Here is a 24,361-nt window from a genome sequence, read left to right as displayed (position 1 = left end):
AGATCTTGACCCTATCAAACGATATGTGGCGCAATGGTGGTCGCGATGGCGTGCGGGCTTTGAGGATTCGGTGCAGAATCGTGCGCGCTGAAACACTCGGCAACCCGGTCTGCGACGGCCGTCACGTCACACCTTCGTGCGGCGAGCTGTGAGCGGATCGATACCGCGGAAACGCTGGATTACCAGCGTGTATACAAACGTGCCCGATGTCCGTTTTGTCTAATTTTCGCGTTGACAGTCGCATACCCCTGCAGCAGGCTGCTGCGTGACTTTCCGTGCGTTCGCGGTGGAGCTGTCACGGCTTGGCAATCGGAGGAGCAGGGTGGTGCGTTTACGTCAACGGTCGGAAAAATCCGGTGGCACACCGGGTGTGACCGCCGACCTCGGAGGTGAACGCCAGGTTGCCGGGAACAGAATAGTGCGACCGCGCACGATCAAGGGGCAATTGGCCCGAATCCTCGTCGTCTCACTGGTATTGGTGCTTGCGCTACTCGGCTTGACGGTCGCCCGCGAGGTCGAAGCCTTCCGCGACAGCGGTGACACCGTGCACGCGGTCTCGCTCGCACTGGTCGTACAGGATCTGGTGCAGGAGGCGCAGCGCGAACGCGGGCTGAGCAATGGCCTGCTCGGCGGCGATATCCGGCTGGTACAGGCGGTGGCCGACCAGCGGGTCCAGACGAATCGGGCGCTGGCCGCAGCCGAGGCGGCGGCGGCCGGGAATGCGCCGGGCGCGGACCGAGTGCGTTCGGCGATCGGCCAATTCGATGCGCTCGATGCGACCCGCACGCAGATCGATGCCCGCCGCACCAGCAGGCAGGCCGCCTTTCAGTTCTATACTGACGGAATTTCCGCGCTGAATCGGCTGACGCTCGGGCTCGATCGGGCGCGCGACGCCGAGGTTCGGCACGGTCTGGAGGCGCTGTACGCGCTGGGCGAGGCCAAGGAGCAAACGGCCAAGGAGCGCGGATTCCTCAATGGCGTCTTCGCCGCCGATGAGTTCCGCAATGGCGAGTATGTCGAATTCCTCGATATCCGCGCCGCCAAAATGGCCGGTCTGACCGCCTTTGCGCGGGACGCGACCGCAGCACAGCAGGCCAGGCTCGATGACGCACTGCGCAGCGAAAACGCCATCAGGGCAGGCGAATCGGAGCGGATCGCGATCGCGTCGAGCGCCGGTCCGCTGGTGCGTCCGGTGGATCCGAGCACCTGGTGGGCGCAGATGACGACGGTCATCGATGAGCAGCGCACGGTGCAGCAGGCCGTTGGTGACGATGTGCAGCGGCGCGCGGCGGCGCTGCGCAGGGATGCGTTCCTGACGCTCGGCGGCTTCCTGCTCGCCGCGCTGATCGCCATTGCCGCCGAGGTGGCGCTGGTCTACGCCAGTGTGCGCGCCATCGTGCGTCCACTCGCCGAGCTGGCGGCGGAGGCCGATGATGTCGCCAATCATCGGCTGCCCGGGGTGATCGCGGCCTGGCGGGAATCCGATGACACCCAACCGGATCCGCCCGCGGCGGTGCGGACGCCGCGTGGCGCGAGTGTCGAAATCGCCGCCGTGGCAGGGGCATTGGACGGTGTGCAGACCACCGCCTTCGAATTGGCCTCGGAGCAGGCGCTGGTCCGCCGCAATACCACCGAATCGATGGCGAATCTGGCGCGGCGCAACCAGAATCTGGTTCGCCGTCAGCTCGGCCTGATCAGTGAATTCGAACGCGAGGAACTCGATCCCAAGGCGCTGTCCAATCTGTTCGAACTCGATCACCTCGCCACCCGCATGCGGCGAAATGCCGAAAGTCTGCTGGTGCTGGTGGGTGCGGGCAGCCCGAGGCGCTGGGCCGAGCCGATCGCGCTCACCGATGTGATTCGCGCCGGGTTGTCCGAGGTCGACGACTATCGCCGGGTGGTGCTGCGGCGGGTGGACGATATCGCCATCACCGGGGCGGTGGTCAGCGATCTCGCGCATATGCTGGCCGAGCTGATCGAGAACGGGTTGGCCTTCTCCCCACCGGATATGGAGGTGGAGATCTACGGGCGCAAACTGCCCACCGGATATCTGCTCGCGGTGGTGGATCACGGTGTCGGCATGCCGGTGGCACAGCTGGACGAGGCGAATGCCCGGCTGCGCGGCGAGACCGATTTCGTCGTAGCGCCGACCCGCTACCTCGGCCACTACGTGGTCGGCAGGTTGGCGCGGCGGCTCGGGATCGATGTCGAGTTGAATGTGTCGCCGGTGAGCGGAATCGTCGCGAGGCTGCTGTTGCCCGCGGGAATCATTGCAGGAGAGAAGGATCGGCGCGCCCCGGGGGATCGGCGCGAGACGGCTGCGGGGTCTCCCGGAGTGGTGCCGGGTGCACAAGATCCTGCCGAGTCGGCGGCGGGCCGTCTGGTCGGTGATTCGAAGGGATTTCTTGCGCGCGAAGCTGTTTCGGCGAGATCGATGCTCGACTCGCCGAGGCATGGTGCACCGGTCACCGCTGCTCCGATCAACGGTGACCGGGTCCATGGTGCGCCTGTCAACGGTGCGCCGATCGACAGTGGTCCGATCAACGGCGCTCCCGGCAGGGCTCCGCTCACCGGCGCTCCGGTCAGTCGTGGTCCAGATGGCGCCTCGAACGGTGGTCATTCGGTAAGTGGCACTCCGATCGGCGATTCTCGAGTAATTGGTGCTCCGGTCGGTGGCGCGGCCGATGGTGCTCCGGTCGGCGGCGTTGCGGTCAACGGTTCTCCGGTCGTTGGTCCTGCTGAGGTAAAAGATGCTCCAGTTCGTGGTACTCCGGTCGGCGGTTCTCTGGGTGCTTCTCTGACCGCCGAGGCTGGCGCAAGCGGTTCTCCAGTCGGTAGCGCCGGGGTAAATGACGTTCCTGTTGGTGGCGTTGCGGTCAACGGTGCTCCGGTCGATGGTGTCGCGTTAAACGATGCTCCCATCGGCGGTGCGCCGACCAGTGGCGCTCCGGCACCCGACGCGCCCATGCATCATGCGCGAATGACCGGCGGGTCCGACCCCGACGGCTCCGGGCCTCGGCAATCGAGATCCGGTGGACCCGCGCATTCACGACCGGGATTCGCGTCGCCGACATCGGTGCCGTTCGCCCACTTCCTTTCCACGCCGGACGATTCCGGCGACGGTGTCGTGTCGACCGCGAGCGGGCGCGAGGGGGCCATGCCGATCGGCGATTTGGCCGCGCCAGAGAAAATGGGCCCGGCCAGGGGCGATGGAGCCGTCTCGACCGGCGATATGGCCGCGTCGAAGATGACGCACCCGCCCAGGGGCAATGGGGCGGTGCCGGTCGGCGGTATGGCCGCGTCAGAGATGACGCACCCGCCCAGGGGCGATAGCGCCGAGTCAACCGGCGATATGGTCGCCTCAGAGATGACGCGCCCATCCAGAGGCAATGGAACTGCGAACGATGAGGCCAACCGATCCCTGACCGGCCTGCCCTCAGTCAACGGATCCGATCACCCTGCCGACGGCACGCTCACGGCCGGAGGGCCGCTGCCCGCCGCATCTTCGGCGAGCGATTCCCTGTGGCAGATACCCGAATCAGCAACAGCGGCACCGGAATCCGCTGCGGCCGGTGTGCAGCGGACTCGGAACGGATTGGTCAAGCGCAACAAGCGGGCACGTGCCGCCGGAAGCGACAGCGCGCCAAGGGTTCTCACCCCGCACCCGCCGAGTGCGCCGGCCGTCGAACGCTCACCTGTCGAAATCCGCAGCATGCTCGCGGCTTTCCGGGCGGGACACGAGCGCGGCACATCGGCACCGCCGCGAGCGGAGACGAACGAAAACATCCCGAGCGTCACGGATTTGGCGCAAACCTCGGCTTCACCCACCACCGCAGAGGAGATTCGGTGACCACCCACATACAGACCGCGGACCCGCATACCTTCAACTGGATGCTGGCCAATTTCGTCCGCAATACCGACGGCGTCCGCGACACCGTCGCCGTCTCCTCCGACGGCCTGCTCATCGCCATGTCCGATGGCCTGGACCGCACCGGCGCGGATCGACTCGCCGCCATGGTCTCCGGCCTGTCCAGCCTGGCCCGAAGTGCTTCGCGCAGTTACGCGTTCGACGGTCTGAAGCTGATCATGATCGAGATGAAGCGCGGCTTCCTGCTGGTATCCGCCCTCGGCGACGGTAGCTGCCTGGGGGTCATCGCCGACGGCGGTTGCGATGTCGGTCTCGTCGGCTACGAGATGGCGGTGCTGGCCGAACGCGCCGGTGCCCTGCTCGACCCGGTGCTCATCTCGGAATTGCGCGAGTCGTTGCGCAGATGAGAGATCCATACCGGCCGCGGTTGCCGGACCCGCGGATGATCCCGGTGAACCAATCTTCCGGCTGGCTCGCGGCCGACCGGTCGCCGAAAGACAGTCCGGATGAGCAGGCTCCCGACGATCGATTCGTGCGCCCGTTCGTTGTCACGGCGGGACGCACCACGCCACTGATCGACGGGCTGCGCATCGAAACACTGGTGCGGGCAACGCCTGCCGCGCTGTCCGCGCCGCTGCATTTCGAACAGCGCACCGTCGTTCGGCTGTGTCAGCAGCCGCATTCCATTGCCGAAATCGGGACGGCGCTGCACGTTCCGGTGGGCGTCGCGAAGGTGATCGTCAGCGATCTCGCGGCCGCCGGGCATGTTTCGGTCCGGGACGCCCCCGAACTTTCCACCGCAGCCATCGAGAGGATCAGGGACCTTGTACGGGCACTCTGAATATCGGACACCACAGGTCGAGCGGCCCATGCCCTCGTCGGTCAAGATCGTGATCAGCGGCGGATTCGGTGTCGGCAAAACAACATTCATCAGCGCGATCTCCGAGATCGAGCCGCTGGTGACCGAGGCGGCGATGACCGAGGTCGCCATCGGCGTCGACGATCCGGGGCATCGCGCGGATAAGACCCAGACCACCGTCGCCCTCGACTTCGGCCGCATCACCCTGGACAGCTCGCTGATCCTCTACCTGTTCGGCACCCCCGGCCAGGACCGCTTCGTCTTCCTGTGGGACGACCTGGTCGACGGCGCGCTCGGCGCGGTGCTCGTGGTGGACACCGGCCGGGTCGAGGACTGCTACCCGGTGCTCGACTACTTCGAAGAGCACAACACCCCATTCGTGGTGGTGGTCAACCGTTTCGAACAGGGCGAGCACTTCGAACTCGACGAGGTCCGCGAGGCACTGGAGCTCGACGAATGGATCCCCCTCCTGGAATGTGATGCGCGAGAACGGAGCTCGGTAAGGGACGTGCTCGTGGCACTGCTCGAACAGGTGCTGCTCCAGCGCCTGTCCGCCCCACCCCTACAAGCCCGCGAGGTCGTCTGACCCCATAACCTGGCGCTCGTGGGTGGGCATAAGGAACGGATGCTGCGCGGGGAGTTGTACCGCGACAGCGATCCGGAATTGGTGGCCGAGCGCGTCCGGGCACAGCGGTTGTGCGACGAGTTCAACCGCACTGGTCCGGGGGAAACCGAGCGCCGCGATGCGGTGCTGCGACAGTTGCTCGGCAAGCTGGGCGAGGGTTCGTGGATCATGCCCCGATTCCAGTGCGACTACGGCTATCTCATCGAGATCGGCGCGAACAGCTTCCTCAACTACGACGCGATTCTGCTGGACTGCGCGCCGATCGTGATCGGCGACGACGTATCGATCGGGCCGAGATGCCAACTGCTGACCGCGCTGCATCCGATGGCGGACCATGAGGCGCGCAGGCAGCGCTGGGAGTCGGCGGCGCCGATTCGGATCGGCAACAATGTGTGGTTCGGCGGCGGGGTCATCGTGTGCCCGGGCGTCACGGTCGGGGATGATTCGGTCGTGGGTGCGGGCAGTGTCGTCGCCCGGGATCTGCCGTCTCGGGTGTTCGCGGCGGGCAACCCGGCGCGGGTGCTGCGGGAGTTGTGAGCGCATCGGCGAGCCGAAAGATATTCACCGAGATCGCAGATTTTCGCGAGATCACCGATGAGTTCCGGACGCACTCGCCGTCTTTGCTGGTGATACCGCTCGACACAAGGAGATATCAATGAGCAACGGCAAGGATTTCACCCTCACCCACGTCGCCGTCCTGGTCGGTGACCAGGACAAGGCGCTGGAGTTCTACCGCGATGTCATCGGCTTCGAGGTTCGTCAGGATATGCCGTTTCCGGGCGGCCGCTGGCTGACCGTCGGTCCGGCGTCGCAGCCGGGTATCGAATTCATCCTGGAGAACCCGGAGATGAACCCGAACGAGACCGCCCGCGAGGCCGCCGAGGCCCGGCTGGCCAGTGGTGCGCAGGGCACCCTGATCTTCACCACCGAGGCCGTCGACGACACCTTCGCCCGGCTGCGCGATGCGGGTGTCGATATCGATCAGGAGCCGATCACCCAGCCGTACGGCGTCCGTGACTGCGGTTTCCGCGATCCGTGGGGCAACCACCTGCGGTTCTCCCAGCTGCTCGGCTGATACGGCGAGGACCGCCCGAGGCGAATGTCACCGCCGATGGTGTGGCACCGGGCACTAGGGTCGAAATATGACCGAAGAGCGGATCGAGACGGAACAGGACGCGACCCGGCCCCTGCGCGATGACATCCGCTTTTTGGGCGGTGTCCTCGGCGACACCATCCGCGATCACGAGGGCCCCGAGGTCTTCGATCTGATCGAGCGGGTGCGGATCGAGGCGTTCCGGGTGCGGCGCGAGGAGGTCGAGCGCAGTGCGGTGGCGGAGATGCTGGACGGCGTCGAGATCGCGGTCGCGCTGCCGCTGATCCGCGCGTTCACCTATTTCGTGCTGCTGGCGAATCTGGCCGAGGATATCCAGCGCGATCGGCGGCGCGCGGCGCATGAGGCGGCGGGGGAGCCGCCGCAGGATTCCTCGCTCGCGGCGACCTACCGCAAACTCGACGCGGCGGCGCTGGATGGCACCGAGGTCGCCGAGCTGCTCGCCGACGCGTTGGTCTCGCCGGTGATCACCGCGCATCCGACCGAAACCCGCCGCCGCACGGTATTCGATGTGCAGACCCGCATTACCGAGTTGATGCGAATGCGGCAGCGCTATACCGAAACCGAGCGGGCGCGTGCGGATCTGGAGCTGCGCATCCGCCGCCAGGTGCTCTCGCTGTGGCGCACCGCGCTGATTCGATTGCAGCGCTTGCGGATTCAGGACGAGATCGCGGTCGGCCTGCGCTACTACGACATCACGCTTTTCGACGTCATTCCGGCGATCAACGCGGAGGTTCGGGCGGCGTTGCGATCCCGGTGGCCGGGCGCGGAACTGCTGCCACGTCCCATCCTGCGCCCCGGATCGTGGATCGGTGGCGATCGTGATGGAAACCCTTATGTGACAGCGGATGTCGTGCGTCAGGCGGCATCGCAGGCATCGGCCGTGGCGTTCGGACGGTATCTGCACGAACTGGTGGAGCTGGAGAAGTCACTGTCGCAATCGGCGCGGCTGGTGCTGGTGACACCTGAGGTTGCCGCACTGGCCGAGGCCGGTTATCCCGATCCCGCGACGCATTCGGATGAGCCGTATCGCCGTGCGCTGCACCGGATTCGGGCGCGGCTATCGGCATCGGCGGTTGCCGCGCTCGGCGAATTGCCCGCCGACGGACTGGATATCGAGGCTCCGGCCTACCCCAGCCCGCAGGCGGTACTCGACGACCTTGACGCAGTGGACGTCTCGATGCGGGCCAGCGGTGACGGTCTGCTCGCCGACGACCGCCTGGCCGCGTTGCGACATGCCATCGAGACATTCGGTTTTCATCTGCAGGGCCTGGATATGCGGCAGAACTCGGAGGTGCACGAGCAGGTCGTCACCGAGTTGCTGGCCTGGGCGGGGGTGCATCAGGACTATGCGAATCTCGCCGAATCGGAGCGGGTGGAACTGCTCGCCGCCGAGTTGCGTACCCGCCGTCCGCTGCTCGGCCCGCATGCGCGGCTGAGCGAACTCGCCGCCAAGGAACTCGATATCGTCCGTGCCGCACGGGATGTCGTGCACACCTTCGGCGCCGAGGCGGTACCGAACTACATCATCAGCATGTGCACCTCGGTCAGCGACATGTTGGAAGCGGCGCTGCTGCTGAAGGAGGGCGGGCTGCTCGATCCCGGCGAGCCGGATGGCCCGCCGAGCTGTCCGGTGAATATCGTGCCGCTGTTCGAGACCATCGAGGATCTGGGTGCCGGTGCGGCGACCCTGGCCGCGGTGCTGGATGTCCCGGTGTATCGAGAGCTGGTGGCCGCCAAGGGAATGCGGCAGGAGGTAATGCTCGGATACTCCGATTCCAATAAGGACGGCGGGTATCTGGCCGCCAACTGGGCGCTCTATCGTGCGGAGCTGGATCTGGTGGAGGTGGCGCGCAAGACCGGAATTCGCCTGCGGCTCTTCCATGGTCGCGGCGGCACGGTCGGTCGCGGTGGCGGGCGCAGCTATGACGCGATTCTGGCCCAGCCCGTCGGCGCCGTGCGTGGTTCGCTGCGGTTGACCGAGCAGGGTGAGGTGATCGCGGCCAAATACGCGGAATCCGGTGCGGCGCATCGCAATCTGGAGTCGTTGATCGCCGGCACGCTGGAGTCGACGCTGCTCGATGTGGAGGGGCTCGGTCCCGATGCCGAGCCGTCCTATGACCTCATGGACGATCTGGCGGCGCGTGCTCGGGCGGCGTACACACGGCTCGTGCACGAAACACCGGGATTCGTGGAGTATTTCCGGCAGTCCACACCGGTTGCCGAGGTCGGCGATCTGAATATCGGCAGTCGCCCCGCCTCCCGCAAGCCGACGAATTCGGTGAGCGATCTGCGGGCCATCCCGTGGGTGATGTCGTGGAGTCAGGCCCGCGTCATGCTGCCGGGCTGGTACGGCACCGGTGCCGCGCTGGAGGAGTGGGTCGCCGGTGATCCCGACCGCTTGGCGGTTCTGTCCGACCTCTATCGCCGCTGGCCGTTCTTCCGGACGGTGCTGTCGAATCTGGCCCAGGTCATGGCCAAGAGTGACCTGGATATCGCGGCCAGGTACGCCGAACTCGTCGACGATGTGGCCTTGCGCGAGTACATCTTCGGGATGATCCGAGACGAGCACGCCCGCACCATCCGCATGCACGCCGCGATCACCGGCAACGATCACCTGCTCGCCGACAACCCGTCGCTGGCGGAATCGATCCACAACCGCTTCCCATACCTGGAGCCGCTGAACCAGATGCAGGTCGAGTTGCTGCGACGACTGCGGGCGGGCGACGATTCCGAACTCGTCAAACGCGGCATCCTGCTGACCATGAACGGACTCGCCACCGCGCTGCGCAACTCCGGTTAGCGCTTCCGCCGAACGTAGTCGAATGGTGGTCGCCGACGCCGAATTCGGCCGCCGTATCACTACGCTCGGCGAGAGGCAGCAATCTGGACGCGGAATGAGCTATGCCGACACGATAGCGAGCGCATCGATTTCGACCAGCATTTCCTCGCGGGGCAGGCCGGTGAATACCGTTGTGCGGCTGGGTAATACGTCGCCGGTGGTGTTGGCGGTGACGAATTCGCCGTAGGCGTCGTTCATGACGGCGAAATCCTCGCGCTTGGTCAGGTAGACGCGCAGCATCACCACATCGTCGAAGCTGGCCCCGCTCGCCTCGACGATCGCCTTGACATTCTGCAGGGTCCGAATCGTCTGGGCGGCAACGTCACCGGGGAAGAGGTATGCATTCGTTGCCGGGTCCACCGGGCCCTGGCCCGAGACCTGCACGAACGGACCCTTGCGCACGCCCTGGGAGAAGGTGTGCGCGGGTGCGGGCGCATCGGTAGTGCGGATGGCGATCTTCTCACTCATGGTTGGCCTTTCGTTGCGGTACGGCCGGGAGTCCAGCCGAGTTCGGCAGAGATGGCATCGGCCGCTGCCCGGACCCTCGGCAGTTCGGCCAACACCTGGTCGTGGTCGAGCAGCATGTCCGGCACCGACATCGAGACCGCGGCGACCACCGTCCCGGTGCCATTGCGCACCGGAACGCCGATGCAATTGACGAAGCTCTCGTGTTCCTCTTGGTCTTCCGCATAGCCCTGTGCCGCAACGAGTTCCAGCTCAGCGAGATAGCGCTCGGGGGTGCGGATGGTGCGGTCGGTGAACTTGTGATAGTCGAGGCGTTCGGCGATCGTTCGCCATTCCGCCCGCGGCTGCGCGGCGACGAGCACCTTCCCGACCGCCGTGCAGTGCAGCGGGGCGGGGCGCCCGATGCGGGAGTACATTCGCACGCTCTGGATGGCGTCGAATTTGTCGATATAGATGGCATCGCCGGATTCATAGGTCGCCAGGTGAATCGTCTGTCCGGTAGCGGAATTCAGCGCGCTCAGGTGCGGGCGGGCGAGGGTGCGGACGTCACGCTGTTCCAAGGCTCGGTTGGCGAGTTCGAAAAGCCGGGAGCCGAGGACGTACTGGTGCTGGCTGTCATGGGTGACGAAGCGCTGCGACTCCATGGTCTGCAGCAACCGCAGCACCGTCGACTTGTGCACGCCGAGTTCTCCGGCCAGCTGATCGAGCGAGCGGGCATCCTCCCCGAGCGAGAGCAGGATGGTCAAGGCGCGCAACAAACTCTGACTCATGAGGCCACATTCTCTGCTACGACATCTCTGCTGTAATGCACACGCCCCCAAGCGGACTCGTCGAGCAGCGCCAACGCCTGCAGCGCACCGGGTGAAGGCAGCTCCGCCACATCGCCGGTTCCGGTCAGCGCGGCGGCGGCGCACAGATGCCCGAAGCGCAACCGCTGCTCCAGCGGGCGGCCGTGCAGCAGCGCGGCCAGATATCCGCCCGCGAAGGCATCACCGGCGCCGATCCGCTCGGTGATCTCGAGGTCCAGTGCGGGTACTTCGACGCGCTCGGTTCCGGAGAATCCGGTGACCGAATGCTCGTTGTTCTTGACCACCAGGTGTTGCGGCTCCGGGAACAGTGCGCGTAATCGGTCGGCATCGGCGGTGCCGAAGACGGCGTGCGCCTCATCCGCGCCGAGGAACACCACATCGCAGCCCCGCACATGGCGAGCCAGCACCTCGGCCGCCTGCTCGACACGCCCCGCCCACAGTGCCGGACGGTAATTCAGATCGAAGCTGACCACCTTGCCCCGGCGAGGAAGTGCGACAAGGGATTCCGTCAATCCGGTCGCGGATTCCGAGAGCGCGGTGGTGATGCCGGTGAAGTGCACGAGGTCGCAGCGCTCGAGCAGTCCGGCCGCGGCCGTCAGATCGGCGGTGGACAGGGCGCTGGCGGCGGAACCGGTGCGGTAGTACAGCATGCGGCTGGCTCCATCGGCCAGATCGTTCGACTTGCCCGAGCCGCTGCCGCGCTCCTTCACATAGACGGCGGTCGGACGCGCGGGATCGATGACAACCGCCGAAACATCCACGCCGCGCGCGGCGAGGTGTCCGGTCAGATACCGGCCGAATCCGTCGTCGCCGACCCGGGAAATCCACGCCGCGGCCACCTCGAGCTGAGTGAGCACGGTGGCCACATTCGCCTCGGCGCCGCCCGCGGTTCGCTCGAAGTTCTCCGAGTCCTCCAGCGGACCGGGCCGCGCGACCAGCACGGCGAGCCCCTCGCCGATGGTCACCGCCCGCGGGCGGGGCGACGTAGTAGGACACGTCACATCGATCTCCCTTCTGCCCTTGCGGCCATCGGCCATCCAGTGCAGAATAACCACACAAAACACGATGTGCAACAAGCGTTGCAAAATATGCAATGCATACGAAGTATGATTCGGCGGACGCGATTCCGCGGGAAGGAGCGACATGGCGATCGATGAGAAAGCCGTTGCCGCACTGGCGGATCGGATGCTCGGGCCCGAGCACAAGGGTCTGCCGCCCGCGGCATGGGGTCGCACGGTTCGCGACTTCCTGGACTCCGCGCCGCACCTCGACGAGTTCGAAACCCCGGTATTGACCGTCGACCGCGCGGCCGTCGCGGCGAATGTCGCGGTAATGGCCGATTGGGCGGCCGCCGCGGGCGTGCGCCTGGCGCCGCATGGGAAGACCACCATGGCCCCGCAGCTGTGGGCCCAGCAGTTGGCCGCCGGGAGCTGGGGCATCACCTTCGCCACCGTGTGGCAGGTGCAGGTGGCCCGGTCGTTCGGGGTCGGCCGGATCGTGCTGGCCAACGCGCTCGTCGATCCGGTGGGATTGCGCTGGGTCGCCGCGGAATCGGCGCGGGATCCGGAGTTCGAATTCTTCTGCTGGGTCGACAGTGTCGAGACCGTCGCGCTGATGGAGCAGCACCTGTCCGGTACTGCGCGCATTCGGGTGATCGTCGAACTCGGGGGGCCGCACGGACGCACCGGCGCACGCACGGTCGAGCAGGCGCATGCGATCGCCGAGGCCGTCGGCCGCGCCGAGCGGCTGACGCTGGCCGGAGTCGGCGGCTATGAAGGTGCGCTCGCCCACGATCGCACCCCGGACGGGATCGCCGCCGTCCGACACTACCTGGACGAAATCGCCCGCCTACACCGCGAACTCGCGGCTGCGGGACGCTATCCGGAGGATGCGATCGTCACCGCGGGCGGCAGCGCCTTCCCGGATCTGGTGGTCGAATGTCTGGCCGGACTCACCGAGGAGCAAGGTGTTGCGACCACGGTGGTGTTGCGCTCCGGTGCATACATCATTCACGACGACGGTTTCTACGCGGGCATCTCGCCGCTGGCCGCACCACGCAGCGAACGACCGCTGCGCTCGGCGATGCACGGGTGGGCGCGGACCGTATCGCGACCCGAGGCGGAGCTCGCGCTGCTCGATGCCGGTAAGCGCGATCTGCCATTCGATGAGGGGCTTCCGGTCCCGCAATTCGTTGCGGGACCGGAGGTTTCATTGAATCCGGCGGCACACGTCAGTGCGCTCAATGATCAGCACACCTTCCTACGGCTGCCGGGCGGTGCCACCGGCGACCTGCCGGTCGGCAGTGTGGTGCGGCTCGGTCTGTCGCATCCGTGCACTGCATTCGACAAGTGGCGGCTGATCCCGGTCGTCGACGATGCCGATGCGGAACGGCCGCGCGTCGTCGACCTCGTCCACACCTTCTTCTGACGAGTAGCCATGACGGACTTAGTGTTTCGCGATATCGATGTCATCGACGGCACGGGAGCGCCACGCTTCCGCGCCGATGTCGGCATCGATCGCGGACGGATCAGCACGATCGCCGACCCGCGAACGATCACCGAGGCGGCCGGATTCATCGATGCACCTGGTTCGGTGCTCGCGCCCGGCTTCATCGATATGCACGCGCACTCCGATCTGCATCTGCTCACCGAGCCCGGGCATTTCCCGAAGATCAGCCAGGGCGTCACCACCGAGGTCATCGGCCAGGACGGACTCTCCTACGCCCCGATCGATGACCCCACCGTGGCGGTGCTGCGACGTCAGATCGCCGGGTGGAACGGCAATCCCACCGACCTGGACTTCTCCTGGCGCACGGTCGCGGAGTACCTGGACCGGCTCGATCAGGGCATAACACCGAATGCCGCCTATCTCGTACCCCAGGGCACGCTGCGGCTGCTGGTGGTCGGCAGCGAACAGCGGCCAGCGACGGTGGCGGAGATCCGGCGGATGCGGGAACTGCTCGCACAGGGACTGCGCGAGGGTGCGGTCGGTATGTCGAGTGGGCTCACGTATACGCCCGGAATGTATGCGGACACCGGGGAATTGGCGGCGCTGTGCGAGATCGTCGCCGAGTACGGCGGGTTCTATGCACCGCATACGCGCTCGTACGGCAAAGGTGCGTTGGCGGCGTACGCCGAGATGATCGGCCTGGCCCGCAGCACCGGCTGTGCACTGCATCTCACCCACGCGACCATGAACTTCGGCGTGAACCGTGGGCGCGCACCGGAATTCCTGGCGCTGATCGATGCGGCCAGGGCCGAAGGATGCGATATCACGCTCGACACCTACCCGTATCTGCCCGGCTCGACGACACTTTCGGCGCTGCTGCCCAGTTGGGCGATGTCCGGTGGGCCGGATGCGGCACTGGCTCGCATCGATGATCCCGAGATGCGTGCGCGAATCACGTCGGACGTGAACGTGCACGGTTCCGATGGCTGCCACGGCGTCACGGTCGAATGGGAGACCATTCAGATCAGCGGTGTCGCGAATTCGGAACTGGGGGAGTACGTCGGCAAGACCGTCGCGGAAATCGCGGCCGATACCGGTCGCGCACCGGTCGCGGTGTTCTTCGACCTGCTCCGCCGAGATCAATTGGCCACCACCATCCTGCAGCACGTCGGGCACGAGGAGAATGTGCGCGCCATCATGGCGCATCCGGTCCATATGGGCGGAAGTGATGCACTGCTCGTCGGGGATCGGCCGCACCCGCGCGCCTGGGGTACTTTTCCGCGCTATCTGGGTCATTACGTCCGCGAACTCGGCGTGCTCGGGCTGGAGGAGTGTGTGCACCACCTCACCGGGCGGCCCGCCGAGCGGCTGCGGCTGAGCGACCGCGGACACGTATTCACCGGGTACGCAGCGGATCTCGTGCTGTTCGACCCATCGACCATCGCCGATACCGCGACCTTCGACAACCCGAAGCAGCAGGCGCGCGGCGTTCAGCACGTGCTGGTCAATGGCGAGTTCGCCATCGAGAACGGTGCGCCCACCGGCAAGCTCGCCGGGCGCGCGCTGCGCATGGACGCCACGCGGAAGGAGACATATTGAACGCCATGAGCGCTCTGGAAGTCATGCGCGCCGACCGCGTGCTGAGTGTGGTGCGGGCGCCGGAGATTCCGGATCCGCTGGCACTCGCGGACGCGTTGGCGCGCTCCGGGATTCGTACCTTGGAGCTCACCTTCACGACACCGGGTGTGCTCGATTACCTGCGTATCGCCGCGACGGCTCCAGATGCGGTCGTCGGTGTCGGAACCGTAGTGCATGCCGATCAGGCCAAGGCCGCGATCGATAACGGTGCGCGGTTTCTCGTCACACCCGGTGTGCGTGCGGAGGTCGCGGCCGTCGCGGCCGAGCGCGACATTCCGGTCGTCATGGGCGCTTTCACGCCCACCGAGGTACTCACCGCACTCGACCTCGGCGCCGCCGCGGTGAAGATTTTCCCCGCCAGGGCGCTCGGTCCCGGCTATTTGAAAGACCTGCGCGGCCCCTTGCCCGATGTGGCGCTCATTCCCTCCGGGGGCGTCAATGCGGGCAATGCCGCCGAATTCCTCGCCAACGGAGCCGTGGCCGTGACCGCGGGTACCGATGTCGTGGCCCCATCCGACGTCGCCGCGGGCCGATGGTCCGAAATCGCTTCGCGTGCGGCGTCATTCGTTCGATCCATGAATTGAGAGGTACCCATATGGGCGCCACTGTCGACTGGCTGCGCACCACCACACCAGGTTTGCTGGTGCTGTGCGGTCTCGCGATTGCCGTACTGCTGTTCGGCATTATCAAGGTCAAGCTGGAGCCGTTCATCGCGCTACTGCTCACCGGACTCGGGTTGGCGCTGGCCGCCGGACTACCGGTGTCGAAGATCGTCGGTACCGCGATCAAGTCCGGTGATTCGCTGCTGGAGACCGGTTTCGGCGGCATACTCGGGCATATCGCGGTCATTATCGGCCTCGGCACGGTGCTCGGCGCGATCCTCGAACGCTCCGGTGGCGCCGACGTCTTGACCGGCAAGCTGCTGGGCGTCTTCGGTGAGAAGGGCGCTCCGGTCGCCATGGGGCTGCTCGGGCTCATCTTCGGCATCCCGGTCTTCTTCGATATCGGCATCTTCGTGCTCGCGCCGCTGATCTATGTGGCCGCCAAGCGCGGTGGCCGATCGCTGGTGCTGTATGCCATGCCGATGTTGGCCGGTCTGTCCATGACCCACGCTTTCCTGCCGCCGCATCCAGGTCCGGTGGCACTGGGCGGTCTGCTCGGGGTGAGCCTCGGCTGGCTGATCATCATGGGATTCATCTGCGGCATACCGGGTTTCATTGCCGCGGGCATCGTGTGGGGCACCTACATCGGCAAGCGCGTGCAGGTCGAGGTGCCCACCGAATTCCTGGTGCGGCCGGAGGTCGAGCCTGCGGGCAAGGGCGAAGGTCCGGGCACCGCGACGGATCCGGAGACCGTGCGCACCGAGGCCCGCCCGCCCGCGGTCGGGCTCATCGGCGGCATCATCGCGATTCCGTTGGTGCTCATCCTCGGTGCGACCTTCGGCACTCAGTGGCTGGACAAGAGCTCGCGACTGCTCCAGGTGCTCACCTTCCTCGGCACACCCGCTGTCGCGCTGCTGATCGCGGTGCTCGTCGCCTTCTATCTGCTCGGTGTGCGGCGCGGTTCCAGTGTGCAGGAACTCAGTACGCTGACCGCGGAATCGCTGAAGCCGGTCGGCATGCTGTTGCTGGTGGTCGGTGCGGGTGCGTTCTTCGGAAAGGTCATCTCCGCGACCGGAATCGGCACCGCACTCGCCGACACCATGTCGGCCGCCGGACTGCCGGTGATCGTGCTCGCCTACATCATCAGCTGCGGCCTGCGCATAGCCCAGGGTTCTGCCACGGTCGCCATCGTGACCACCGGCGGCATTGTCGCGCCGCTGGTCACCGGGCACGGCTACTCGCAGATGGCCATCGCGCTCATCGCCATGGCGATCGCGGCGGGTTCGATCATCCTCAGCCATGTGAACGACGGTGGCTTCTGGATCATTTCGAAGTACTTCAACCTGACGGTGAAGCAGACACTGCAAACCTGGACGGTGCTCGAAACCGTGCTGTCGGTGGTGAGTTTCGCGGTCGCGGCGGTGCTGTTCGCGATTGTCGGCTGAGCTCGGCTCTGCCCGGCGATCTCGGTGCCGGGCAGTTCAGTCGAAGTTCTGGAGTGCGGCGACGCAGCGGTCGGCTTGGGCACGAATCGCCGCGACGAGTTCGGGTGGGCCGCTGAGCAGGGTGAAGTCGATATCGACCGAGGTGATCATCCAGACCAGCGCCTCCGGGGTGTCCGCGCCGACGTGCAGTTGGCAGCTGTGGTCGTCGACGGCTTCCAGGACGCCCATGCCGGGCCAGACGTTCGCCGCGGCATCCTCGGCGGACTTGTGCAACAGGGCGATTGCTTGATGCGGCCACGCCCGGGAGGACAGTTGTAGCGAAAGGTGGGCCGCGACATCGCCTTCCGGGAGTTCGCGCGGAGTAAAGCGCGGGCCGGTCGGTGTTCGTGTCGAGATGCGGTCGGCTCGAAAAGTGCGCCAGTCACCGCGATCGACATCCCAGGCGACGAGGTACCAGCGCCTGCTGAAATGCACCAGGCTGTGCGGCTCCACCGTACGACGGGTGGTGGCGCCGCTGTGCGCGCGATAGTCGAAGCGCAGTCGCTCATGCCGTTGACAGGCCTCGGCGACGGCCATCAAGGTGTCCGGTTCGACCGTGGCGTCCGGCGTCCCGACCCGCACCGTCGCACCACGCAGCGTGCGGACCCGGTGGCGCAGTCGCGGCGGCAGCACCTGCTCGAGTTTGGTGAGGGCGCGCAGCGACGCCTCCTCGATGCCCGCGACGGTGCCGTCGGAGGCGCTGCGCAGGCCGACCGCCACCGCGACGGCCTCCTCGTCATCGAGCAGCAGTGGCGGCAGCGCGGCACCGGCGCCGAGCCGATAGCCCGCTGTGCCCTGAGTGGCAAGCACCGGGTAGCCGAGTTCTCGCAGCCGATCCACATCGCGGCGGACGGTGCGGCCGGTGACGCCGAGTCGTTCGGCGAGTTCGGTTCCGGTCCAGTCGCGGTGGGTCTGCAGCAGGGCGAGCAGTTTGAGTAGGCGCGCCGAGGTCTCCAACACGAAATCCAGGATGTCAGATGCTTAGGAACGATTCTGTCCTAAGGGCGTCATACCGTCGTTTCCATGAGCACCGAACAGGACATCCGCCCCTTCCGCATCGAGATCCCGCAGGACCGGATCGATGATCTGCACGCCCGGCTGGCGAATACCCTGTGGCCGGATGAAATCCCGGGCGGCGGTTGGGACAAGGGCGCATCGATCTCGTATCTGAAGGGACTCGCCGAGTACTGGCGGTCCGAATACGATTGGCGCGCAGTCGAAGCGCGACTGAACGAGCTGCCGCAGTTCGTCACCGATATCGACGGACAGCAGGTGCACTTCCTGCACGTCCGCTCACCCGAACCCGATGCCGTGCCGCTGGTTCTCAGCCACGGCTGGCCCGGCTCGTTCATCGAATTCCTCGATGTGATCGGACCTTTGAGCGATCCGCGGGCGCACGGCGGTGATCCGGCCGATGCGTTCCATCTGGTCATCCCGTCGTTGCCCGGATTCGCCTTCTCCGAGGTAGGGCCGAAGGTCGGGGACGGTTCGACCGAACAGTTCGCGCAGGTGGTGGCGAAGCTGATGGCGCGGCTCGGCTACGACCGGTACGGGGCGCAGGGCGGCGATGCGGGATTTTTCGTCTCGACCGAACTCGGGCGGATCGCCACCGACCACCTGCTCGGCATCCATGTGAACGGGCCGATCACGCTGCCGTCCTGGAGCGATGACGGAACGGAACCGGACTACAGCCCGCAGGATCGGGCGAAGCTGGACAAACTGACCGGGAGCGAGAGCTACACCCGGTTCGGCTACGCGATGGTGCAGGCGGGGCGTCCGCAGACCCTGGCCATCGGCATACACGATTCACCCGCCGGGCTGCTGGCCTGGATCGTGGATCTTTTTCAGCGCTGGACCAATCCCGCGCTCGAATTGCCCGACGAGGCGGTGGACCGCGATGCGCTGCTGACCAATGTCAGCCTCTATTGGTTCACCAGGACATTCGTCTCCTCGATCAGGCTGTACGGGGAGGGGGACTCGTGGGGGATGCCAGCGTGGAATTCCGGCGTGCCGACCGCGGCGGCGGTATTCGCCGGTGACAACTCCATTCGCGTGCTCGCCGAGCGGCAGCACAACATCGTGCGGTGGACCGAATACGACCGGGGTGGGCACTTCGCGGCAATGGAGGCACCGGACCTGCTGACCAGCGACGTGCGCGCGTTCTTCCGCTCGCTGCGCTGATCGGGTGTGCGGCTCGCGCCAGGCTGGCTCAGCGAGCGCGCGGGCCTCGATAGCGCTCGGCCATCGCGAAGGCCGTCGCGGCGAGCCGGTCGCGGAATTCGGGCGGGTCGAGAACCTCACAGAATTCGCCCAGCGGCAGGATCGCACCCGCAAGGACCTCGTAGGACTCCGACGGAATGGTTACCTCGACCCAACCATCGGCGTCCGGTTCGGTTGCCGATGCCATCGCCTCGGCGACCGCGGCGGGCTCGTTCATCAACCGGAGCAGTCGCAGCTGGGTAGCCGCGATCCGGCAGCGGGCCCGCACGCGCAGCATCGATCGGGCGAAATCGTCGGCGGATTCCGACCAATGCTCGGCGAGATCGAAATCTTCTGGCCGCGTGAAGGTTTCGTCGACCGGCTCGGCCGATGCGATCCGGCTGACGCGATAGGAGCGGATGGCGGATCCGTCGCGTGCGACGAGATACCAAGTCCCGGCTTTCAATACGAGGCCCAGCGGATCGAGGCGGCGTTCGACGGCGCGATCCTTGCGCCGATAACGGATATCGAGTCGCCGATCATGCCACAATGCATCGGCGACCGTTGCCAGCGTTGGTGTTTCGTCGGGGCGATGGAACCAGCCCGGCGCGTCCACGTGGACACGTTCCGCGATTCGCGTTGCCCGGCCGCGCAATTCGGGTGGTAGTGCGGCGAGCACCTTGAGCTGCGCGGTCGCCAATACCGTGCCGAGTCCGAGATCGGCGGCGGCCGCGGGTTGTCCGGCGAGCAGTACCGCATCGGCTTCCTCGGTGGTGAGACCGGTCAATCGGGTGCGGTACCCGTCGACCAGCCGTACGCCGCCGGTTCGCCCCGGTTCGCTGTAGATCGGCACGCCCGCCGCGGACAATGCCTCGATATCGCGGTACACCGTGCGCACCGACACCTCCAGCTCGCGCGCCAGCTCCGGCCCAGTGGTCCGGCCGCGGGTCTGCAGCAGCAATAACAGCCGCACCAGTCGACTCGCTCGCATGATTTCGAGACTAGCCGTAAAACTTGACAGAAGATGTCAGGTTTGGCCCGTACCGTCGACCCCATGACCACATGGAGTCAGTTCACCGAAGAAGCCCCACACATCGCCGCCGTGTTCACTCGTCGGCACCAGGCCACCGGCAATCTCTGCATGCTCGCGACCCTGCGCTCGGACGGCTTCCCACGAATCAGCCCCATCGAACCGCGGATCTTCGAGGGCATGCTGGTGATCGCGGGCATGCCGAACACCACCAAATTCAAGGACCTCGCCCGCGACCCACGCTTCTGCCTGCACACCGCAACCGTCGACACCCAAGTCGGCGACGGTGACGCGAAGCTCTTCGGTACCGTCACCGACCTCCCGGACAAAGAAGTACACGCCCGCTTCGCCCAACAACTCTTCGACGAAACCGGATTCGACATCCGCGACCAAGAATTCGACCACTTCTACACCGCAGACCTGACCAGCGCCTCCACCGTCGAGGTCATCGACGATCACCTGGACATCACCATCTGGAAGCCGGGGCAGGGGGAGCGGGTGGTGCGCAAGCACTGAGTGCTCGGTTGACGGTGATCAGGCTGGGCAGTTTGGCATGGTCACTACCGGGCGGTCTCGGTGCTGCGGGTGGAGGCCGCCGTGCAGTCACGCCGCCACTGCGGTGCGAGCGATGGCGAGCTGGGCGCTGACCCGTCAGTCCGGCGTGAGCTGGGCCGCGATCGACGCAGGAACTGGAACGCCGCGGCGGCGCAGATCAGCCGTGAAGCGTTGTACCAGTGGATCATTCGGCGTAGCGGTCATGGCGACGATCTGTCGGGTCAGACGCGGTTTCATGCTGGCCACCGCGCCAGTGAACGACGCGGCCAATGCGGTGGTCGGGACCAGTGCGATGCCGAGTCCGGCGGCCGCCAGCTGGGCCGCGGTGGTGACCTGGCGAGTGCGGGTTGCCGCGGTGAGCGTGACACCGTGGTCGGCGGCGATCTCGTCGAGCCAGGTGCCGAGGCCGTTGTCCGGGTGATAATGCACTATCGGGTGGCGTGCTAAATCAGCGAAAGTCACTGCCGCACTTGACTGTTCGTTGGCAGGAAGGGCCGCGACGATCTCCTCTTCGCCGATGACATCCAGAGACCCGTCCCAGCGCGAAGGCTGTGGGCCGACGGCGATATCCACCTGCCCCGATACGGCGAGTTCGGCCAGCGCGTCGGCGCTCGATTGTTCCGTCAGTGCGAGGTAGATACCCGGGTACCGCCGATGCCAGGCACGCAGGACCGGTGCCAGCAGTCCGGCCGTCATGCTCTCGGCACAACCGATGCGAAGTTGTCCGTCGGTGCCCGCGGCGACGGCGCGGCCCGTATTGACGACACGTTCCGCGGCGGCGAGCGCGGCCCGCGCGTCCGCGACGATCGCGCGACCCGCCGCGGTCGGGCGTACGCCACGCGGCAGCCGCTGCACCACCGGCGTGCCGATTTCGCGTTCCAACGCCGCGAGCTGATGTGACAGGGCGGGCTGCGACATGTGCAGGCGCGTGGCGGCTTCGGTCACGGAACCGCAATCCAGCACCGCCACAAGGCATTCCAGGGCGCGCAGTGTTGCCATTCGTAGATCTTATCGAAAGCTGACAAAAGATTCATAACGCGACGGGATTGCCGGGCAGCCGAACCACGTTCGATCTCGGTGAAAGGCAACCACTACGGAGGAGGCAAGACATGTCGGATGCGATGAATGGGAAGAAGCTGCTCGTCATCGGGGGACGTTCCGGAATCGGGCGGCAGATCGCCGCGGACGCTCTCGATGCGGGTGCAGATGTCGTGCTCGCGGGCCGGGATCGCGAGGCCGTCGATGACGCGGTCGCCCGGATTGCGGACCACTACGCGAGCGCTCTCGATGCCGACGCGCTGGGCGCACGAGTGGTCGGTGCGACCGTCGACCTGAACGATGAGGATTCGATCCGCCTGCTCGCCGAGCAGATCGGCGACCTGGACTACCTGGTCTCGGTGGCCGCCGCACACGCCAATGGTCCGGTCGCGCAGTTGGATCGAACCGCGGTCACACGGGCTTTCGATGCGAAGGTCATCGGCCCGCTGCTGCTCGCCAAGCACTTCGCCCCCCGAATCCGCGGCGAGGGAGCGATCCTCTTGTTCTCCGGTGTCGCGGCTTGGCGGCCCGCGCCAGGTCGGTCGGTCATGGCAACCGCCAACGGCGCGGTGAGCTTCCTCGCCGCAGCGCTCGCGGTCGAAATCGCCCCGATCCGCGTGAACGCGTTGTCCCCGGGCATCGTCGATTCCGGATCCTGGGACGCATTGGGCACGGACAAACAACCGTTCCTCACCACCGTCGCTGCCGCCAACCCCGCCCGCCGAATCGGCCGACCATCCGACATCTCTGCCGCCGCCCTCCTAGCCCTCACCAACCCCTTCCTGACCGGCACCACCCTCCACATCGACGGCGGAGGCCGCCTGGCATGAGCTACCACCAGTCGCATTCGCCATTGCGCTGAGCGGTCGGTATCTGGGCGAAGCGGATGCGCACTATCGGGCGGTCGGCATCACCGCCCAGCTAGGAACTCGTCTTCTGCTGGATAGTCGAAGAACTGGCCGAAGTATGGATCGTTGTCAGGGGGCAGGATTCGCGAGGGATCGCCGGATCTTGCCGCGGAAATCAGCCAGTCGAGTTGCGCGGTAACGGTTGTCGCGTAGTCGCCGACCGGTTGATAGCCGAGTGCGACGGCCGCGGAGGTGTCGAGGACGACGGGGTGGGCCGAGTCCCATGGTGTGCGGCCCAATGGCTGATCGTCGAGCAGGGCCTCGGTCCAATCGTGCACGAGATGACGGGCGACGATGCGCGAAATGCCGAGGGCAGTAGGAGCGTCCGGGTCCGCGATATTGAGGATGCGAGTGCCGGGATTGTGCGCGACGGTTTCGACCAAAGCCGCGATATTGGCCGCAGCGGTGGTGTGGACGATCCCATTGCCTCGGCGGCGCAACAGGATCGAGCGGCGTCCGTCGAGGATTCGTTTCACGAAAACCCATTCGCGTGGGCGACGGTTGCCGACACCATGGACGCGCGATGGTCTGAGCACGGTGATCGGAAGGCCGCTGTCGAGCGAGATCTGTTCTGCGGCAACCTTATTCGCGCCATATCCGGCGCGCGAGTTGTAGTCGATATCGCTTGGCGGCATTGTCGGTGCGGATTCGTCCAGTGGGCCGTCGAATCGAGGCTCGATATCCGAATTCGAGTGGTTACCAGCGGAATCGATATATACCGCCTTGCTGGACAGCAGCACCGTCGAACCGGCATCCCTCGCTAGTTCCACCAGCGCACGAGCGTCGTCGGCGGTATAGCAGACGCAGTCGACCAGGAGATCCACCCCGGCGGCCAACTCCCGGTTCATGTCCGCGCGGTCTGCGGCGATGAAACCGACACCGGCCGTGTGGAGTTCGGCGGGCAGGCTGGTGCGTCCGGTCGCTCGCACCTGCCAGCCCGCAGCCGCCAGGCGCAGTGCGATCGCGCGTCCGATCACACCGGAACCACCCACGATCAGTGCATGAGGCACTAGCCGATCCTAGAGCACCTGCAGGTTGTGAACTCGGCCATCAATTGGCGAGGTGAGATCGTTCCCGCGCCGTTGCGGCCGAGTCGGCGCAGGAGGTCAGCGTGGATCGCCGTGGTACAGATGGTGATTCGGGAGATGGATTCCGGGAGCAGCGTTAGCGCCTTGATCGCTGCGGCGGCTGGGGTGCACGTCATGGCCCGGCTACTCACCGTAGTGGTAGCGACATGCGAAGATTACCGCCGTGTCCTCGTCGATCTTGTAGACAATGCGATGCTCGCCGGTGATACGACGCGACCAGAGTCCAGACAGGTTGTGGCGCAATGGTTCCGGCTTCCCGATGCCCTCGTATCCGTTGCGTTTTATGTCTTCGATCAGGGTATTGATGCGTCGCAACGTTTTTCGGTCGTTTGCCAGGAACCATTGGTAGTCTTCCCACGCCTCGTCCATGAAGGTGAGTTTCACTTGCTCGCCTTCACCGCCCTGGTCCTCGGGGACTTGGTTGTCTTGGCCGCCTTGCGGGCCTTCTTGGCAGGCTTCGGTGCATCCGCCTCCGGTGCTGGCTCGTCGTCATCGGGCACATCGACGAGTTCGCGCGGTGTGCCACCGCCTGCCCGGTATGCGGCAATCGCAGACTCGAGACGCCGGGCATTCGCAGGGCTGCCAAGCAGGTAGGCAGTCTCCTTCAGCGCTTCGTACTCGCTAAGTGCGATGACTACGGCCGGTGCGTGTCCGGCGCGGGTGATCACGACCTCTTCCATATCTTCGGTGGCGGTGTCGAGAACGTCGGCTAGCTTGGCTCTCGCTTCGGTATAGGTCATCGGTCGCATATCTATACTGTACAGAAATCTGTACAGGTCGGAAAACAGCCCC

The 24,361-nt window shown here is 66.0% G+C and carries 23 protein-coding genes; 14 read left to right on the top strand and 9 right to left on the bottom strand.

What is annotated here, in order from left to right; all coding sequences use genetic code 11:
• The first annotated feature begins 418 nt into the window (after nt 1-418).
• The 7 genes from ACQP1T_RS27270 (at nt 419) to ppc (ending at nt 9,266) form a co-directional block, all read left to right on the top strand.
• Nucleotides 419-3,850, top strand: a complete 3,432-nt coding sequence (locus ACQP1T_RS27270; protein ID WP_433755911.1) for a nitrate- and nitrite sensing domain-containing protein — start codon at nt 419-421, stop codon at nt 3,848-3,850.
• Nucleotides 3,847-4,275, top strand: a complete 429-nt coding sequence (locus ACQP1T_RS27265) for a roadblock/LC7 domain-containing protein (protein ID WP_433755910.1) — start codon at nt 3,847-3,849, stop codon at nt 4,273-4,275. Before ACQP1T_RS27270 ends, ACQP1T_RS27265 begins: the two co-directional genes overlap by 4 nt.
• A 35-nt stretch (nt 4,276-4,310) precedes the next feature.
• Nucleotides 4,311-4,709, top strand: coding sequence for a DUF742 domain-containing protein (locus ACQP1T_RS27260; RefSeq protein WP_433762384.1), 399 nt, complete (start codon nt 4,311-4,313; stop codon nt 4,707-4,709).
• 28 nt (nt 4,710-4,737) lie between these two features.
• Nucleotides 4,738-5,313 carry a GTP-binding protein gene (locus tag ACQP1T_RS27255; protein ID WP_433755909.1) on the top strand — a complete coding sequence of 192 codons (576 nt, stop codon included), beginning with the start codon at nt 4,738-4,740 and terminating at the stop codon, nt 5,311-5,313.
• A gap of 39 nt (nt 5,314-5,352) precedes the next feature.
• A complete protein-coding gene (locus ACQP1T_RS27250; RefSeq protein ID WP_433762382.1) occupies nt 5,353-5,889 on the top strand; it encodes a sugar O-acetyltransferase in 537 nt (178 codons plus the stop codon).
• A gap of 118 nt (nt 5,890-6,007) precedes the next feature.
• Nucleotides 6,008-6,427: a VOC family protein gene (locus ACQP1T_RS27245; protein ID WP_433755908.1), complete on the top strand. Its 420-nt coding sequence runs from the start codon at nt 6,008-6,010 to the stop codon at nt 6,425-6,427.
• Between the two features lie 67 nt (nt 6,428-6,494).
• Nucleotides 6,495-9,266: a phosphoenolpyruvate carboxylase gene (gene ppc, locus ACQP1T_RS27240; RefSeq protein WP_433755907.1), complete on the top strand. Its 2,772-nt coding sequence runs from the start codon at nt 6,495-6,497 to the stop codon at nt 9,264-9,266.
• Between the two features lie 99 nt (nt 9,267-9,365).
• Here the strand turns inward: ppc and ACQP1T_RS27235 are convergent, their stop codons facing one another.
• The 3 genes from ACQP1T_RS27235 to ACQP1T_RS27225 are packed head-to-tail and all read right to left on the bottom strand — an operon-like array spanning nt 9,366 to nt 11,634.
• Entirely contained in the window at nt 9,366-9,773 is a 408-nt protein-coding gene (locus ACQP1T_RS27235) for a RidA family protein (protein ID WP_433755906.1), read from the bottom strand.
• On the bottom strand, nt 9,770-10,540 hold the full coding sequence (locus ACQP1T_RS27230; RefSeq protein WP_433755905.1) for an IclR family transcriptional regulator: 771 nt from the start codon (nt 10,538-10,540) through the stop codon (nt 9,770-9,772). Before ACQP1T_RS27230 ends, ACQP1T_RS27235 begins: the two co-directional genes overlap by 4 nt.
• The gene (locus ACQP1T_RS27225; protein ID WP_433755904.1) at nt 10,537-11,634 is read right to left on the bottom strand and encodes a sugar kinase; all 1,098 of its coding nucleotides are present in this window, start codon (nt 11,632-11,634) and stop codon (nt 10,537-10,539) included. The genes ACQP1T_RS27230 and ACQP1T_RS27225 overlap by 4 nt, the downstream gene beginning before the upstream one ends.
• Before the next feature lie 88 nt (nt 11,635-11,722).
• Between ACQP1T_RS27225 and ACQP1T_RS27220 the strand changes: the two genes are divergently transcribed.
• The 4 genes from ACQP1T_RS27220 to ACQP1T_RS27205 are packed head-to-tail and all read left to right on the top strand — an operon-like array spanning nt 11,723 to nt 16,712.
• Complete coding sequence (locus ACQP1T_RS27220) at nt 11,723-13,006, top strand: amino acid deaminase (RefSeq protein ID WP_433755903.1); 1,284 nt, start codon at nt 11,723-11,725, stop codon at nt 13,004-13,006.
• 9 nt (nt 13,007-13,015) lie between these two features.
• Nucleotides 13,016-14,626 (top strand): N-acyl-D-amino-acid deacylase family protein, encoded by a 1,611-nt coding sequence (locus ACQP1T_RS27215; RefSeq protein WP_433755902.1) that lies wholly within the window; start codon nt 13,016-13,018, stop codon nt 14,624-14,626.
• Nucleotides 14,627-14,631: 5 nt separating this feature from the next.
• Nucleotides 14,632-15,249, top strand: coding sequence for a bifunctional 4-hydroxy-2-oxoglutarate aldolase/2-dehydro-3-deoxy-phosphogluconate aldolase (locus ACQP1T_RS27210; protein ID WP_433755901.1), 618 nt, complete (start codon nt 14,632-14,634; stop codon nt 15,247-15,249).
• An 11-nt stretch (nt 15,250-15,260) separates the two neighbouring features.
• A complete protein-coding gene (locus tag ACQP1T_RS27205; RefSeq protein ID WP_433755900.1) occupies nt 15,261-16,712 on the top strand; it encodes a GntP family permease in 1,452 nt (483 codons plus the stop codon).
• A gap of 36 nt (nt 16,713-16,748) precedes the next feature.
• Here ACQP1T_RS27205 and ACQP1T_RS27200 read toward each other — a convergent pair whose 3' ends face one another.
• Nucleotides 16,749-17,711 carry a helix-turn-helix transcriptional regulator gene (locus ACQP1T_RS27200; RefSeq protein WP_433755899.1) on the bottom strand — a complete coding sequence of 321 codons (963 nt, stop codon included), beginning with the start codon at nt 17,709-17,711 and terminating at the stop codon, nt 16,749-16,751.
• 63 nt (nt 17,712-17,774) lie between these two features.
• On the opposite strand from ACQP1T_RS27200, the gene ACQP1T_RS27195 reads away from it, so the two are divergent.
• A complete protein-coding gene (locus ACQP1T_RS27195; RefSeq protein WP_433755898.1) occupies nt 17,775-18,932 on the top strand; it encodes an epoxide hydrolase family protein in 1,158 nt (385 codons plus the stop codon).
• 28 nt (nt 18,933-18,960) lie between these two features.
• On the opposite strand, the gene ACQP1T_RS27190 is transcribed toward ACQP1T_RS27195, so the two are convergent.
• Entirely contained in the window at nt 18,961-19,941 is a 981-nt protein-coding gene (locus ACQP1T_RS27190; protein ID WP_433755897.1) for a helix-turn-helix transcriptional regulator, read from the bottom strand.
• Nucleotides 19,942-20,004: 63 nt separating this feature from the next.
• Here ACQP1T_RS27190 and ACQP1T_RS27185 point away from each other — a divergent pair, with 63 nt between their 5' ends.
• On the top strand, nt 20,005-20,496 hold the full coding sequence (locus tag ACQP1T_RS27185; protein ID WP_433755896.1) for a pyridoxamine 5'-phosphate oxidase family protein: 492 nt from the start codon (nt 20,005-20,007) through the stop codon (nt 20,494-20,496).
• 135 nt (nt 20,497-20,631) lie between these two features.
• Here ACQP1T_RS27185 and ACQP1T_RS27180 read toward each other — a convergent pair whose 3' ends face one another.
• Entirely contained in the window at nt 20,632-21,534 is a 903-nt protein-coding gene (locus ACQP1T_RS27180) for a LysR family transcriptional regulator (RefSeq protein WP_433755895.1), read from the bottom strand.
• Nucleotides 21,535-21,644: 110 nt separating this feature from the next.
• Here ACQP1T_RS27180 and ACQP1T_RS27175 point away from each other — a divergent pair, with 110 nt between their 5' ends.
• Nucleotides 21,645-22,403 (top strand): SDR family oxidoreductase, encoded by a 759-nt coding sequence (locus ACQP1T_RS27175; protein WP_433755894.1) that lies wholly within the window; start codon nt 21,645-21,647, stop codon nt 22,401-22,403.
• 80 nt (nt 22,404-22,483) lie between these two features.
• Here ACQP1T_RS27175 and ACQP1T_RS27170 read toward each other — a convergent pair whose 3' ends face one another.
• The 3 genes from ACQP1T_RS27170 to ACQP1T_RS27160 form a co-directional block, all read right to left on the bottom strand.
• The gene (locus ACQP1T_RS27170; RefSeq protein ID WP_433755893.1) at nt 22,484-23,491 is read right to left on the bottom strand and encodes an NAD-dependent epimerase/dehydratase family protein; all 1,008 of its coding nucleotides are present in this window, start codon (nt 23,489-23,491) and stop codon (nt 22,484-22,486) included.
• Between the two features lie 201 nt (nt 23,492-23,692).
• Nucleotides 23,693-23,938, bottom strand: a complete 246-nt coding sequence (locus ACQP1T_RS27165) for a Txe/YoeB family addiction module toxin (protein WP_433762381.1) — start codon at nt 23,936-23,938, stop codon at nt 23,693-23,695.
• Nucleotides 23,939-23,949: 11 nt separating this feature from the next.
• On the bottom strand, nt 23,950-24,318 hold the full coding sequence (locus ACQP1T_RS27160; RefSeq protein WP_433755892.1) for a type II toxin-antitoxin system Phd/YefM family antitoxin: 369 nt from the start codon (nt 24,316-24,318) through the stop codon (nt 23,950-23,952).
• Nucleotides 24,319-24,361: the final 43 nt, after the last annotated feature.

Origin of the sequence: Nocardia sp. CA-135398, assembly GCF_050955845.1 — a bacterium.
GTDB lineage: Bacteria > Actinomycetota > Actinomycetes > Mycobacteriales > Mycobacteriaceae > Nocardia.
Note: the sequence above shows the minus strand (reverse complement) of the source record. Positions and strands in the feature narration are given on the sequence as shown.